This window comes from Mesorhizobium metallidurans STM 2683, from assembly GCF_000350085.1.
Taxonomy (GTDB): Bacteria; Pseudomonadota; Alphaproteobacteria; order Rhizobiales; family Rhizobiaceae; genus Mesorhizobium; species Mesorhizobium metallidurans.
In genome coordinates this window covers 22324-36086 of sequence record NZ_CAUM01000108.1, presented here as the reverse complement: position 1 = coordinate 36086, position 13763 = coordinate 22324, and the positions used below count along the sequence as shown (strand labels likewise).

General features: G+C 63.9%; 14 protein-coding genes and 1 pseudogene. 4 read left to right on the top strand and 11 right to left on the bottom strand.

Features of this window, described 5'->3' with window-relative positions:
- Nucleotides 1-88 precede the first annotated feature (88 nt).
- Genes metG through MESS2_RS17780 form a run of 3 tightly spaced genes read left to right on the top strand, consistent with a single transcriptional unit; the run spans nt 89 to nt 3272 of the window.
- Nucleotides 89-1642, top strand: coding sequence for a methionine--tRNA ligase (gene metG, locus MESS2_RS17790; RefSeq protein WP_008875773.1), 1554 nt, complete (start codon nt 89-91; stop codon nt 1640-1642).
- Nucleotides 1642-2457, top strand: coding sequence for a TatD family hydrolase (locus tag MESS2_RS17785; RefSeq protein ID WP_008875772.1), 816 nt, complete (start codon nt 1642-1644; stop codon nt 2455-2457). The genes metG and MESS2_RS17785 overlap by 1 nt, the downstream gene beginning before the upstream one ends.
- Nucleotides 2454-3272 carry an MBL fold metallo-hydrolase gene (locus MESS2_RS17780; RefSeq protein WP_008875771.1) on the top strand — a complete coding sequence of 273 codons (819 nt, stop codon included), beginning with the start codon at nt 2454-2456 and terminating at the stop codon, nt 3270-3272. Before MESS2_RS17785 ends, MESS2_RS17780 begins: the two co-directional genes overlap by 4 nt.
- Nucleotides 3273-3285: 13 nt before the next feature.
- On the opposite strand, the gene MESS2_RS17775 is transcribed toward MESS2_RS17780, so the two are convergent.
- From MESS2_RS17775 to MESS2_RS30245, 5 genes are all read right to left on the bottom strand, one after another.
- Entirely contained in the window at nt 3286-4047 is a 762-nt protein-coding gene (locus tag MESS2_RS17775) for a GNAT family N-acetyltransferase (RefSeq protein WP_008875770.1), read from the bottom strand.
- A gap of 225 nt (nt 4048-4272) precedes the next feature.
- Nucleotides 4273-5814: a TniQ family protein gene (locus MESS2_RS17770; RefSeq protein WP_244440019.1), complete on the bottom strand. Its 1542-nt coding sequence runs from the start codon at nt 5812-5814 to the stop codon at nt 4273-4275.
- On the bottom strand, nt 5801-6703 hold the full coding sequence (locus MESS2_RS17765; RefSeq protein ID WP_008875767.1) for a TniB family NTP-binding protein: 903 nt from the start codon (nt 6701-6703) through the stop codon (nt 5801-5803). The genes MESS2_RS17770 and MESS2_RS17765 overlap by 14 nt, the downstream gene beginning before the upstream one ends.
- Nucleotides 6694-8337, bottom strand: a complete 1644-nt coding sequence (locus MESS2_RS17760; protein ID WP_244440018.1) for a Mu transposase C-terminal domain-containing protein — start codon at nt 8335-8337, stop codon at nt 6694-6696. The genes MESS2_RS17765 and MESS2_RS17760 overlap by 10 nt, the downstream gene beginning before the upstream one ends.
- 20 nt (nt 8338-8357) lie before the next feature.
- Nucleotides 8358-8936, bottom strand: a complete 579-nt coding sequence (locus tag MESS2_RS30245; RefSeq protein WP_051069119.1) for a TnsA endonuclease N-terminal domain-containing protein — start codon at nt 8934-8936, stop codon at nt 8358-8360.
- Between the two features lie 273 nt (nt 8937-9209).
- Here MESS2_RS30245 and MESS2_RS17750 point away from each other — a divergent pair.
- Nucleotides 9210-9527 (top strand): annotated as a pseudogene (locus MESS2_RS17750) (arginase family protein); the annotation flags it as partial.
- An 83-nt stretch (nt 9528-9610) separates the two neighbouring features.
- On the opposite strand, the gene MESS2_RS33015 reads toward MESS2_RS17750, so the two are convergent.
- The 6 genes from MESS2_RS33015 to MESS2_RS17725 all read right to left on the bottom strand — a co-directional run bounded on the left by MESS2_RS33015 (nt 9611) and on the right by MESS2_RS17725 (nt 13729).
- Nucleotides 9611-9880 carry a hypothetical protein gene (locus MESS2_RS33015; RefSeq protein ID WP_209436111.1) on the bottom strand — a complete coding sequence of 90 codons (270 nt, stop codon included), beginning with the start codon at nt 9878-9880 and terminating at the stop codon, nt 9611-9613.
- A gap of 275 nt (nt 9881-10155) precedes the next feature.
- On the bottom strand, nt 10156-10566 hold the full coding sequence (locus MESS2_RS17745; RefSeq protein WP_008875760.1) for a hypothetical protein: 411 nt from the start codon (nt 10564-10566) through the stop codon (nt 10156-10158).
- Nucleotides 10567-10591: 25 nt separating this feature from the next.
- Nucleotides 10592-11464: an aldose 1-epimerase family protein gene (locus tag MESS2_RS17740; protein ID WP_008875759.1), complete on the bottom strand. Its 873-nt coding sequence runs from the start codon at nt 11462-11464 to the stop codon at nt 10592-10594.
- 220 nt (nt 11465-11684) lie between these two features.
- Nucleotides 11685-12401, bottom strand: coding sequence for a Bax inhibitor-1/YccA family protein (locus MESS2_RS17735; protein ID WP_008875758.1), 717 nt, complete (start codon nt 12399-12401; stop codon nt 11685-11687).
- A gap of 24 nt (nt 12402-12425) precedes the next feature.
- Nucleotides 12426-13199: an anti-sigma factor family protein gene (locus MESS2_RS17730; protein WP_008875757.1), complete on the bottom strand. Its 774-nt coding sequence runs from the start codon at nt 13197-13199 to the stop codon at nt 12426-12428.
- Entirely contained in the window at nt 13199-13729 is a 531-nt protein-coding gene (locus MESS2_RS17725; protein ID WP_008875756.1) for a sigma-70 family RNA polymerase sigma factor, read from the bottom strand. Before MESS2_RS17725 ends, MESS2_RS17730 begins: the two co-directional genes overlap by 1 nt.
- Nucleotides 13730-13763 lie beyond the last annotated feature (34 nt).

Sequence of the window (13763 nt, the reverse complement as noted above, 5' to 3'; positions counted from 1 at the left end):
CAGGCATCGGCCCCGGGATGGCAATCGCTGTTCCGATGCGATATCTCACCGCCACACCTTGCATTCAGACATTCATGACGGTCCATTCATGGCACGCGACACATTCTACATCACGACCGCGATTTCCTATCCGAACGGCAAACCGCATATCGGCCATGCCTATGAGCTGATCGCCACCGACGCGCTCGCCCGTTTTCAGCGGCTCGACGGCAGGCAAGTCTTCTTTCTCACCGGCACCGACGAGCACGGCATCAAGATGCTGCAGACGGCGAAGAAGGAAGGCATTTCGCCGCGCGAGTTGGCCGACCGCAATTCGGCGGACTTCAAGCGCATGGCCGTTGCGCTCAATGCCTCCAATGATGATTTCATCCGTACCACCGAAAAGCGGCACTACGCCGCCTCCCAGGCGATCTGGAAGGCGATGGCCGGCAATGGCGATATCTACAAGGGCGGCTATGCCGGCTGGTACTCGGTGCGCGACGAGGCCTATTACGGCGAAGAGGAAACCGAGGTCCGCCCCGACAATGTCCGCTACGGCCCGCAAGGGACGCCAGTCGAATGGGTCGAGGAGGAAAGCTACTTTTTCCGTCTGTCGGCCTATCAGGACAGGCTGCTGGCGCTTTACGAAGGCCAGCCGGACTTCATCGGCCCGACCGAGCGGCGCAACGAAGTGATGAGTTTCGTCAGGTCGGGGCTGAAGGACCTGTCGATCTCGCGCACGACCTTCGACTGGGGCGTCCCGGTGCCGGGCGACGACAAGCATGTGATGTATGTCTGGGTAGACGCGCTGACAAACTACATCACCGGCGTCGGCTATCCAAATGAAAATGCTGATGATTGGCGCTTTTGGCCGGCCGATGCGCATATCATCGGCAAGGACATCGTTCGCTTCCATGCGGTCTACTGGCCGGCGTTCCTGATGTCGGCCGGCATCCCGTTGCCGAAGCGTGTCTTCGGCCACGGGTTTCTGTTCAACCGCGGCGAGAAGATGTCGAAATCGGTCGGCAACGTCGTCGACCCGTTCACCATGGTCGAGCATTACGGTCTCGACCAGGTGCGCTACTTCTTCCTGCGCGAAGTGCCATTCGGCCAGGACGGCAGCTACAGCCATGAGGCGATCGTCAACCGCACCAATGCCGATCTCGCCAACGACCTCGGCAATCTGGCGCAGCGCTCTTTGTCGATGATCGCCAAGAACTGCGATGGCGTGGTGCCGAAGCGCGGCGAATTGAGCGACGCCGACAAGGCGATCCTCGGTCAGGCCAGCGCCGCCCTGGTCACGGCGCGCCGGACGATGGCGGAGCAGGGCATTCATCTGGCGCTGGCGGCGATCTTCGGCGTGGTGGCTGAAGCCAACCGCTATTTCGCGGGTCAGGAGCCGTGGGCGCTGAAGAAGACCGATCCGGCGCGCATGGAGACGGTGCTGTGGACGACGGCCGAGGTGCTCCGGCGGGTAGGGCTGTTGTGTCAGCCCTTCATTCCAGGCTCGGCCGCCAAACTGCTCGACATCCTGGCGGTCCCGGCGGACAGCCGTGATTTCGCGCATGTCGCGGAAGATCGTGCACTGGTGCCCGGCGCGGCTCTGCCGGCGCCGCAACCGGTGTTTCCACGCTATGTCGAGCAGCCGGACGCGAACGCCTGATGCTGGTCGACAGTCACTGCCATCTCGACTTTCCGGATTTCGCGGAGGAGCGGGTGGCCATCGTCGCCCGCGCCCAAGCGGCCGGAATCGGCCGCATGGTGACGATCTCAACGCGTGTGAAGCGGTTTCAGCAAGTGCTTGAGATTGCCGAGTCTTTCGACGATGTCTATTGCTCGGTTGGCACCCATCCGCACAATGCGGCCGAAGAGCTTGATGTGACGGCTGACGAGCTTGTGCGCCTGTCCGTGCATCCCAAGGTGGTGGCGATCGGCGAGGCCGGGCTCGATTACTTCTACGATCACGCGCCGCGCAACGCGCAGGCCCAGGGGTTTCGCACCCACATCGCCGCCGCTCGCGAGACGGGTCTGCCGCTGGTCATCCATTCGCGCGACGCCGACGACGACATGGCGGATATCCTCGAGGACGAAACAGGGAAGGGCGCCTTCCCCTTCATCCTGCACTGTTTTTCGTCGGGACGCAGGCTCGCCGAAGTCGGTGTGGCGCTTGGCGGTTATGTTTCGTTTTCCGGCATCCTGACGTTCAAGAATTCAACCGAACTGCGGGCGATTGCCGCCGATGTGCCACATGAGCGCCTGCTGGTCGAAACCGACGCGCCATATCTGGCGCCGGTGCCGTTTCGCGGCAAGCGCAACGAACCCGCCTATGTCGCGCACACGGCCAAGGTTCTGGCGGAGACGATCGGCGTTGGCGAGGCCGAGATCGCTGATATCACGACGGACAATTTCTTTCGGCTGTTCAGGAAGATGCCCCGCCCCGACACACAGGGCCTGGACACGCAGGCACTGGGCGCATGAGCGACCGGCTGCGTTTCACCGTCCTCGGCTGCGGCTCGTCGCCGGGCACGCCGCGCATCACCGGCGATTGGGGCAATTGCGACCCCGCCAATCCCAGGAACCGGCGCATGCGCACCGCAGCCCTCGTCGAGCGGATCGCGGCGAATGGCGGCCGAACCACCGTCGTCATCGACACCGGGCCGGATTTCCGCGAGCAGATGCTGCTGGCATCGGTCAGGCGCATCGATGCCGTCGTCTACACGCATCCGCATGCCGACCATATCCACGGCATCGACGATTTGCGCGGCTTCGTGCTCGAACAGCGTCAGCTGATCGATATCCATGCCGACCAAACCACCATGCTGCGTATGCGGCAGGCGTTCGGCTATTGTTTCGAAACGCCGCAAGGCAGTTCCTATCCGCCCATCGTCAACGCCCATATCATCGACCACGCCAGGCCGGTGGTGATCGAAGGAGAGGGGGGTGCCCTCACCCTCCAGCCGCTGCCGCAGTTCCATGGCGACATCATCTCGCTTGGTTTTCGCATCGGCGGGCTCGCCTATTGTCCCGATATCAGCGATTTTCCGCATGCTACGGTCGAGCGGCTGCGGGGCCTGGAGATGCTGGTCATCGACGCGTTGCAATACACGAGGCATCCAAGCCATCTGTCGCTTGAACAGGCGCTCGGCTGGATCGAAAAACTGGCGCCAAAGACGGCCGTGCTGACGCATATGCATGTGCCGCTCGATTACGCCACGCTGATGGCCGAGACGCCAGCCAACGTCGAACCGGCCTATGACGGCATGATCCTGGAAATCCCTTACGAGTCAGCGTGATACGAATGGCGCTTCAAGAGCGCGTTGCGCTCTTTGGTGCAAACATCAGCAGCGTTCCAATCCGTTCATAGCCCATGCGGGGATAAAGCAGAGCTCCTGCATGGGTCGCGGTCAGCACCGACCATTTCGAGCCGCGGGCCCGATCGTCGTGCAGCATTTTCGACAGCAGCGCCTGGCCGAAGCCACGACGCCGATGCGAGGTGTCGACATACATGTCCGCGCACCAAGTGGCTCCTACGGCATCGACGCTGCGCACCCGCCCAACGATGTCGTCTCCATCGATTGCCACATACTGGCGGAATGGCGCGTCATCGCCGAGCAGATTGTCGCCGATCGGCCGCGTACGCGTGATCTTTCCCAATTGCGCCGCACGCTCGGCCGTATGCACGTGTTCGATCGAAACGACAGCCGGCGGCTTTGGTATCCGGCTCAAGCGGTGAACGAAGAAGCCTTCCGTCCGCAACAGCCGATATCCCAGTGCCTTATAGGCGGTCCGTAATGGCTGATCCGGTTCGCCGCTAGAGGTTATGGCGCAAATGACGAAGCCAGCTCGCGCATGCTGCCGCACGATCGCGTCTACCTCATGAGCGGCGACGTCACGGGCGATCCATTCCTCGGTGCGATAATTGCGAGGATTGTTGCGTTGAGCATCGCGCATCACCCACAACGGCCCGAAGCGATTGACCTCGTAAGGAAAGGTACGGCTCCTGACGGCGCTGTGCCCATGCACGAACACTTCGACGGCCGCTTCGATCTCGCTGCTTGCTCTCGTCATTTCGACAGCCTAGCGTTGGCCATCGGCTCAAGGCAACACGCCGTAGTCGGCTCAAGCCCATGAAAATCAGCGGCAATTTCCAGCTCTTGGCCAACACCAGTTCCATAATCTATCTTATGCGACTAAAGGTTCGCACCCTTTCGTTCGCACCTAAGTGTCGGTGCGACGAGTTTCGCGAACCGGCGCAGAGTTTCGTGTACCGGGGCGAAGTTTCGCGGACTCGATTCACGAACCGGGAGCCAGGTCATGAGTAGGCTTGGCGCGTGGTCCCCTTGGCTTCATCGGCCCCCACAGACGCCGGCGACGGCGGACGCTGCCTGGCTTTCGGTCGCGATGCTTCCTCAGGAGGTTCGACGCGACGTCGAGGCTGAGCTCGACCCCGAACCGCGCCTGCGCCTGAGCAACGATGGCGCGACGGTTCTGGTGTGCGCGGTCGCCACGGATCCATTGCGCGAGCGCTTCGGATTGAGCCGACGTCAGAGCGGGCCTCCCGGTCGGGCGTTCGAGCGCCGCTTCGAGCCCATGTTCGATCCCGCGGTCGAGCCAGCGATAAACGCTCATCGGCTGGACACGGGCTATCGCTGCCGCCTCCCCGACGGTCGCCCCCGCCTTGAGTGCGGCAAAGGCCGTCAGCCGCTGACGCCGGTGCTTGTAGCGTTCGCGGGCGGCTCGCTCCCGCAGTTCGGATGCGCTTTCAGGCAAGCTTTCGATCCAGGGATGCCACACACCTCGTCCGACCGGCGGCGTGGCTATTGCCGCCGCCAGGATCGTGCGCAGGCGTGCGGCCATATCGTCGTCGATGTCGTCGTGGCGGCCCAGGAGACCTTCGAAGCGGACAGATTTCAGGATGCCGATCGCCGCAGGCAGGCGGTGCGGCAGGTCCGCCATCAGCCAGTCGAGCATCAGCAAGCTTCCATAGTTCGAGCCAAGCGAGAGCGAGAGCCGATCTTCCCAGCCCAGATCAAGTTCGCGGGCGATCCGGTTGAACAGTTGCTCTCGGTGCTGGGTGGCGACACCGGTCCAGATCATGCCGAGCAGCATGTCTGCAACCGCCATCATCGTGGCCCACTCGACGTCGCCCACGCTGGGCAGGAGCACGACGCCGGTCTTCTTCCCCGCAACAAGCAGCGATTGCAGATCGACCGACCGATCATTCGCCGGTTGCCCCTGCAAGCGGGCCAGCCCTCCGCCGCACCTCTGGCACGCAAGCAGGTCGACTGGCGCCTTCGCGTTCAGCCCTTTGAACCGGATCGGACACCGGCATCCCGGGCATTCCCCGATCAGCCGGGTCCGGTGCCGCGGGCAGACACCGATCCAGCCCAGCAGCCAGAGCCGCCTCAGATAGGGTCGCTCGTCTTCCGCCAGACATTGCCCGCAGACATCGATACGCCGGCCTTTCCGGCGGCCCAGCTTCGGATTTGTCCAGCGCCGGCTGGAGAAGCGCTGCGCGTCCTCATCATCACGTGCGATGGACCAGCCCAGGAACGTCATGGCTCTCAGCCGGGCCTGCTCGACTCCGGTCCGTTCGGCGATCGTTGCGAGCTGGCCTGCCGACGGACGCCGCCACCACTCGGGATCACCCACGGCATCCACGTTGAAGCCGTGCCGGCTAAACATGAGCGGAGACTGCCGGAGCGCCCAGCTCACTTGGACGAGCCAGGATACGAGCGCCTCATCCGCCGCCGGCTCGATGTGAACGGGCAGCATCGCCCGTGCCGGGAACGCCTCGGGCATGGCCGAGACGGCGAACAGATCAGACCGCAACACGCCGACGCTCGGAGGGCCGGATGAAGCCCGCATCCTCGATCATGCGTGCCGGGATTGCCTCCGTCCCGGTCTCGACCGCCAGCACGGCAGCCCGCACGACGACGGCGATGATCTCGCCCAGCACGCCTTCCGCCGCCGCGAGGATACGGCCGGCCATGACCGGATCGTTGAGGTGCGACGGCTTGCGCAGCGGCAAGGCCGCTTCGAGCGTCGCGAGAAGCCGCCGATATTCCTCGCCGTTCTGCCACAGCGGCAAGGCGAACGGCTCGAACCGATTGACGAGCTGGTCGTCGCTGCGGATCGCGCGCAACGCCTCGGCCGTGCCGACGCCGACGAGCGGTATTTGCAGCTCATTACCCAGCCAGCGCAGCAGGTTGAGCAGCCGCCGTTGCTGCATCGTGGTGCCCGACAGCAGGTTGTGCAGCTCGTCGATCACCAGCAGGCGTGTGCCCGTCGCACGCATCATGCGCACCGCCATGTCCTGCTTGGCGGCGATACGGTCGCGGGGGCCGAACGGCACTCCGAGCCCGTCGAGGATCGCGCCGAACAGCCGGCCCTCGTCCGGCCCCGGCGGCATCTGCACGCTCAGCACCGGCAGGACCGCCACGCCGTCCGCTGTCTCGACGGCGGTGATGGGTGGATGCACCCGCCGGAACTTCTCGACGATCATGGTCTTGCCGTTGTTCGTCGGGCCGACCAGCAGCAGGTTCGGCATCCGCATCCGCTTCGGGAAGGTCAGCAGATCTTCCATAGCCGCCAGGGCGGCGTCCGCCCGTGCATAGGCGATCCAGCGATCCGTGCGGATGCGCCGCACCCGTGCCTCCGCGGCCTCGTCGGCCAGCGGTCGCACTGCAGGGTGCAGATGCCGGTAATCCTCGCTCACGACCATTCCTCGAACGGGAAGATGCGGTCCTCCAGTGGGGCGTCGGCCTCGACCGGTCCGACTGCCGCACTCCGATCCGGGACGGCCGCGGGTTCGGCTGCACCACCTGCCACGACCCGAAGGCGGCGCTCCCGCTGTCGGCGGGCCGTCTTGGTCGTGCGCACCGCATCGTCGGCGATGGTGCGCATCGCCTCGATCGTGCGGAAGATCGCCGATTCGTCGACCAGCGACCGTCCCTCATCCCGCAGGCGCTTCAGCGCCAGGCGGTGCTCCCACAGGCTGATCGGCGGCCGCCGCAGGTCGCGGTAGGCCAGATCGTAATAGGTGCCGTCGGGTCCGAGCAGATAGATGCGGCTGAGATCGCGCGGGTCGTAGCGGACGATCATTCGCTCGGGATGGCCGATCCAGGTGCTGAGCACGTCAGCCCAGTAGGCGATCGAGTGCAGCGCCACGCCGTCGCGCCGGACCCTGCGACGCTCGATCGGCAGGAAGTCGATCAGGAAGCGGCGAGGATCAGGCACGGCGACCGGCTCGCCACGGCCGAGCGTGGCGCCCTCGCCGGTGATGCCACGCTCCCAGGCGGCGAGCGGCGTCATGCCAATGCCGCGATGCAGTTCGCGGTGATAGACGCCGGCGATTGCGTGGCCGAGCCACCGCTCCACCTCGTCGATGGTCATGGCCGCGGTCTGATCGGGCCTCAGGTCGCCCTTCTCCTGAACATTGGAGAAGGTCGTGCCCGGCAGCAGATGGACCTTGCCCATCATCGTGCCGATCAGCCGCTCGATGTGCCCGCCATAGTGCGGGGTGCGCACGGGACGGTAGTCGACGGCAATGCCATATTGCTCGCAACCGCGCTTCAGCGCCTCAGACCGGAACTCCTTGGCGTTGTCGAGGTGCAGTCGCTCGGGGATGCCGCGCACAGGCCACTCTGCATCGATGTCACGCTCGGCCAGCCAGCTCTCCTTGGCGAGCGCTGCATGGGTCAGGCAGAGCGCCACGGACGTCGCCGAGGGCGGCTCCAGCGACAGGTGGAAGCCGGCGACGCAGCGCGTGCAGACGTCGATCGCCAGGGTCAGCCAGGGGCGCTGGATTGGTGCGCGCGTCTCCCTGTCCACCACGATCACGTCGACCAGCGTGTGGTCGATCTGGATCAACGACAACGGCCAGCGGGCCTCCAGCGAACCGACGACAGGAGCGTAGCGGTCGCGCGCCGCCTTGGCGCCCTGGCGCTTGGCGATCACGTCCCTACCCGGACGGGCGCGAAGCCGGGCTGTGATGGTTCGCCGGCTCGGCGCGGTGAGGCCGCGCGCCGCGCACTGGCGCTGCACGTCCTCGACCAGATGCATGATCTTGGGCTTCTGGCGCGTGAGATAGACGCCGTCGATCGCCTCGTCGACCAGCGCATCCACCTCGTTTTCGAGCCGAGAGAAGCCGGCGCTCGGCCCTCGCTTGCGCGGCAACAGGCTCGTCAGTCGCGGATCGGCGATGTAGCGGCGGATCAGGGCATAGACGTGGGTCGGCCCACAGCCCAGCTCCGCCGCGCCAGCTTCCACGTCCGCTCGGGTTCGGGTCGGATCGTCCGCCAGGCGCCGGATGATCGGCAGGAAGCGGCGGGCTTCATCCCACGCGGCGGCGCTCACGGTCGCGATGTCGGGCACGCTCACGCCGCACCCACGCGCGTGCTCGGCACGATTGGCGCCGACAGATCGACGACAAGGGCGCCCCGCGCGATCAGGCGCCAGACCACGGCCAGTCCGGCTTCGCGCGTCGTTGGCAAGGCGTCGACCAGCCCGATGAAGTCGATGGCGTCGGCGCGCGCGCGCCCCACGGCCAACTCCGCCAGCGCCGTGTCGATCGGCACGTTCCTGAGCGGCAGCAACCTCTTCGCCGCATCGAGGCGCGGACCGCGGATGCCGCGCTCGGTGGCGATCCTGAAGCGAGCGCCATGCTCGCCGGCCCAGGCCCGGGCGGCGGCGAACGCCGGCCTCAGCCGGTGCCAGTCCGATCCGAGGTCGGCGCGATATTTGATCTCGACGATATCGGAGCCCCCGGCGCTCCAGTCGACGCGGAAGTCAGGCGTGTATCGCCGCGACCGCTGCCCCTGCCGGAACCGGATCGTGACCGGCTGCTCGGTCACCAACGCGCCCGCATCCGTCCAGTTCACGAGCGTCACGAAGTCTCGTTCGAGCGCGCTTTCGTGCTCTGCCACCCCCGTCGCGAGGGCCTGGAAGCCGGTCACATGCGATCGCCGGCTGAGGGGAATGCGCCGCCGCATCGGCCTCCACCTTCAAACGACTCAGTACGCAAACATCGCACATCTTGGGGTCAGTTCACAAACATGGGACAATATCTATGTCGCCAAGCCTTTGCGCGGACTCAGTTTCCGCTGCGCGCCGATTCACGAAACTCGTCGCACCGACACTAAGCGGCAGCCCGTAACATCAGGATTTCCGCGCCCATTACCCAGCCGGTGTCGCATTTCTAACTTGCTGGCGGCGCTGGGGCGCGGCACCTCGTCACGGCGCGGGAGATCCACGCCGAGGGCATTGAAGCCGCCCTCAGGCACATACCCGCGGGCGCGCGCGTCGTCGTAACCCTCGACTGCGACGGGCTCGATCCCAGCGTGATGCCGGCGGTCGCCGGTCGCACGCCCGGCGGGCTGACCTATCAGCAGGCAATCGGACTGATCGAGGGGGTGAGCCAGCGCGGACGCCTTGCCGGCTTCGACCTCATTGAATTCCAAACGCCCGCTGATATCGACGGCATCACGGCGATTACCGCTGCTCGCCTCCTCGTCAATGTGATCGGGCGGATCGCCAGGCAGGTTTGAACCGGTAATCGGCACGTGCATGAGGCCGATGCCAGCTTGGTTGCAACATCAGATGTAGCAGGTAGCTCTGCCGCATCAGATCTTTATGCCGCTTCGAAGCCAGCTCGATCATCCATGTATGCTGACGGACTTGGCTCGCTTTTCATCATCGTTTTTCGCCAAGCCTCTTGCTCGGCGTTTATCAGAGCCAATTCCCAAACACAGGCAATAACAGGCCTCTTTACTGTATCCATAGGTTCGGTAGCAGAATATAGCCTCCGATAGATATGCTGACAAAGCACCGAACCTTGTATCCACCAGTGAGCCGAGATGGAAACACCAAGCTCGCCAGGATGAATGATCACAAAGCCCATGCCATTGTCGTCACCCTCGTCCGTCACACGCGGCAGAACGTCCTGTGAACGAATGACTGCGCCAGGGTCACCATGGACCCGTCGACTTTTTTGTTGTCTGCGACGAGGCCATAGACTTTAAGCTGGAGACCGCCAATGTCCCATTGGCCCAAATTTGAGATACTACGTGGATGATAGATCTCGATTGTTTTAGAATTCATTGGGCTCACTCTCTAAACTGTTTTGACATCTGACGCAGCAGTGAAGGGTCGCCCTGCTGGATCGATCCGGTCGCGCTAAAAGAATTCGCCGAGGAACGCCGCCGCCTCATCCGAGATGCCGACGATCTTGTTCGTTGCCTGGCGATAGAATTTGAAATTGAGTTCCGTCTCGGGCCAGCCGTCATTCCAATTGGCGAAATGTTTGAGTTCGCGCCGCCCCAGCGGTCGCTTGGCGAGCGCGGTGCGTTCGATCGAGCGGCTCACTCGCGGCGTTTGCCGGGCGATGCCGTGCTTCTTCGCAATCGCTTCGACTGATGTGACGACGCCGCGCGCAATAAGGCCCTGCCCGCCCTCGTTCTCGCTCGCGAACACGAAAACCGTGTCGCCTTTGGCGATATGCTTGCCGCCATACATGGTTTTCTGCGCCGTGAATGCGAAGGTTTTTGCCTGCGGATCGCGGATCGCGGCCTTGATCGCGTACGCCATGCTTTTCCCTGCGTTCAAACCGCTATCATCCCAGATCGATCTGGTAGGTCAGAACACGCTTTGCCGCAGGCGCGATCAACATCACGCCGGGCTTGTTCGTGAATTCACCGTCGAAGTCCACCGGGCTTGCGAGGCCATGCCAGGGTTCGATGCAAAGGAACGGCGCGCCGCCCGGCTTGGACCATATGCCCAATTCCTCGAAGCCCTGCCAGGACATCTCGATCGCCGGACCACGCTCGGCGCCATAACGCACGCTGGCGCTGGCCGGCCGATCCAAAATCACGGCGTCGTCGTCAAACAAGCGCTCGGACAGGGCGAGAATTTTACCGTCGACAGGCGTCGGCTGTGGCGTTGCCAGCAGCAGGCCGCCCTTAAGCCGACGGATCGGCGCCCGCTCGTCGTCGGCAAAGGTCAGCCGATAATCCGTCTTGGCCAGGTCCGGCAGCAACGGCCAATTGAAGGCCGGATGCGCCCCGATCGATGCCGGAAGCGGCTCGTCGCCGGTGTTGGTGATGTCGAAGGTCACACCAAGCTCCCGGCGGTCCAGCCTGTAGGTCACAGCCAGGCGAAAGGCGAATGGGTAGTGCGCGCGGGTGTCGGCATCGTCGGTGAGAACCAGCGTACAGGATCGAGGCCCCCTCTCCGCCCAGGCAAACGGCTTGTCGCGCGCGAATCCGTGCTGCGTCATCGGGTAGGACTGCCCTCGATGGCGTAATTGATCGCCCTTCAGCCGGCCGACGATCGGAAACAGTACCGGCGAATGCCGCCGCCAGGCCGGCCCGGCCTGCCACAGAAGCTCGGTCCCCTCCGCGTCGCGCAAGGAGACCAGTTCAGCGCCCTGCCCGACGATGGTCGCCGAGATGCCGTTGCCGTGAAGTGTCAGACTATCCTGTTCCATTTATCCTCACGGGTGGCTGGTTTGGCCGGCAGGCTAGCAAAAGGCCCCACGTGAACTCAAGAGCGGCAGGCTACGCCGCACCCCTCACACAGCCGCCACGAACGCATCCACGCCACAGGCGAGATGGCGTGTTGCGCACTGCCTCAAATGAAAACCGTGGCCGGAGGTTTCCCTTCGGCCACGGCAAGGTTCGAAATGTTGCCTGCTACCGTCGGTCCGACTATTCGCGCTCGCCGGTGAAATTCAGCAGCAACTGGAAGATGTTGACGAAGTTCAGATAGAGCGAAAGTGCCCCGAAGACGGCGAGCTTCTGTTGCGATTCCGCGTCGAAGTTCTCCGCGTACTGCTCCTTGATCGTCTGCGTGTCCCAGGCGGTGAGGCCGACGAAGACGGCGATGCCGATCACCGAGATCGCGAACTGCAGCGCGGTCGAGCCGAGGAAGATGTTCACCAGGCTCGCGATCACCACGCCGATCAGACCCATGATCAGGAACGACGAGAACTGGGTCAGGTCGCGCCTGGTCGTGTAGCCGTAAAGGCTGGTGGCGCCAAACATGGTGGCGGCGATGAAGAAGGTGCGCGCGATGCTGGTGCCGGTGAAGACCAGGAACACGGAAGCGAGCGACAGGCCCATGACCGCGCAAAATGCCCAGAACATGGCCTGGGCGCCGGCCGCGGACATGGTCTGCATCCGGAACGAGAACAAGAGTATGAACGCGAGCGGCGCCAACATCACCACCCACTTCAGCGGGCTGGAAAAGATCGGCACATAGAGCGCGGGCGTCGAGGCCACCGCATAGGCGATGATACCGGTGACGACGAGGCCGAGCCCCATGTAGTTGTAGACGCGCAGCATGTGCTGGCGCAGGCCCTGGTCATAGTCGGCTCCGGTTCGGGCGCCAGCACCCGAGCTATATCTTAGATTAGGAATGTTCATGCGGATTCTCCTGGTGAGGCGGGATCAGTAAAGCGTACTCGCAAGGGTTTCGGCGGCACGATCGAGGTCGCGCACACCGCTTCGAGCAACGACTGCGTAGGCGACTTCGCCGACCTGGAAATAAGCCGAGGAGATGTCACCCGAAGGCGCGACTGTCGGCTTGACCACGTCAAACGTTCCGGGTCTGATCGCGAAGAGCGAGACCAATCCCATATCTTTTGTTTCGATAGCCATTTCGACGCTCGGGCCGAACTGCGATGGATAGATCTGAACGTCGCGGACCTTCCAGTCCTGCGGCAGCGACGGCATGACGATCGCCGTGGCGGCGCGGATTTCGTCCGCGTTGTAATTCGGCGCTTCTAGCTGGGACGACATGGTCTCGCGCACGATCGTCGTCCGGTGCGCCTGGACCGCATCCTTCAGATAGACAGGCGGCTGGGTCGAGGCGACGACTTTAGTCACCGATATCGGTCCGAGGATGCTGTTCGCCAGCCAACCCGCAGCGACAAAGACAGCAACCGCAGCCACTCGCTGCAACGCGCCAAAGACGCGGTCCCGGGCCAGGCCCCGCTCCAGCCGGCGTGCCGCATCGGCCGTTGCCGGCCGCGCCATGCTCTCGGATCCGGCAAGCGCCATGCGCAGTTCGTCGCGCGTCCTGAGGTCTGCCATCACCCGCGCCGCCGCCTCCGGACGGGTCGAAAGAAACGCCCCAACCTCAATGCGGCGTGCAACGTCCAGCTGATCGTCGACATAGGCGTCAAGATCGGCATCGATTACCGGATCGCGCAGTTCGTTCATCACTGATCTCCCACGATCCTGAGGTGGCCTGTTGCACGGGCCGGCGATGTGCCTTCCATCTCACGGAGAGTTGCCCGCGCACGACCGATGCGTGACATCAACGTTCCAAGCGGCACGCCGCTGACCTCGGCCGCCTGGCTGTAGGTAAGTCCCTCGATGGCGACGAGATGCAGCGCGGAACGCTGCTCTTCGGGCAATTTAAAAAAGGCTTGACGCACCTGCGCCAGGCGGATCGAATGCTCCTGGGGGGCGTCCATATTGGCGTCGGCAAGGTATTCGGCCTGCTCGATGCGCGCCGCTTCGGATTTGCGGGACCGCATTCCGTCAATGAAGGCATTGTGAACGATCGACAGAAGCCATGCGCGCAGGTTTCCGCCGGAGCGGAAGGTGCCGCGCCGCTCATAGGCCCGCACCAATGCATCATGAACCAGATCCTCGGCATCGGCGCTGTCGCGCGTCAACGAGCGCGCGTAGCGGCGCAGCGAACCAAGCTGACCCATGATATCGAAGCGTGGCACCGACCGTTTCATGTCCTGTTTACGGAGCACATAAGTATTTTAATCC

Excerpts from the sequence above, each read along its gene's own strand:
- metG (WP_008875773.1), top strand. The coding sequence starts at position 89 with ATGGCACGCGACACATTCTACATCACGACCGCGATTTCCTATCCGAAC.
- MESS2_RS17785 (WP_008875772.1), top strand. The coding sequence starts at position 1,642 with ATGCTGGTCGACAGTCACTGCCATCTCGACTTTCCGGATTTCGCGGAG.
- MESS2_RS17780 (WP_008875771.1), top strand. The coding sequence starts at position 2,454 with ATGAGCGACCGGCTGCGTTTCACCGTCCTCGGCTGCGGCTCGTCGCCG.
- MESS2_RS17775 (WP_008875770.1), bottom strand. The coding sequence starts at position 4,047 with ATGACGAGAGCAAGCAGCGAGATCGAAGCGGCCGTCGAAGTGTTCGTG.
- MESS2_RS17765 (WP_008875767.1), bottom strand. The coding sequence starts at position 6,703 with ATGGTCGTGAGCGAGGATTACCGGCATCTGCACCCTGCAGTGCGACCG.
- MESS2_RS33015 (WP_209436111.1), bottom strand. The coding sequence starts at position 9,880 with ATGGGCTTTGTGATCATTCATCCTGGCGAGCTTGGTGTTTCCATCTCG.
- MESS2_RS17745 (WP_008875760.1), bottom strand. The coding sequence starts at position 10,566 with ATGGCGTACGCGATCAAGGCCGCGATCCGCGATCCGCAGGCAAAAACC.
- MESS2_RS17740 (WP_008875759.1), bottom strand. The coding sequence starts at position 11,464 with ATGGAACAGGATAGTCTGACACTTCACGGCAACGGCATCTCGGCGACC.
- MESS2_RS17735 (WP_008875758.1), bottom strand. The coding sequence starts at position 12,401 with ATGAACATTCCTAATCTAAGATATAGCTCGGGTGCTGGCGCCCGAACC.
- MESS2_RS17730 (WP_008875757.1), bottom strand. The coding sequence starts at position 13,199 with ATGAACGAACTGCGCGATCCGGTAATCGATGCCGATCTTGACGCCTAT.
- MESS2_RS17725 (WP_008875756.1), bottom strand. The coding sequence starts at position 13,729 with ATGAAACGGTCGGTGCCACGCTTCGATATCATGGGTCAGCTTGGTTCG.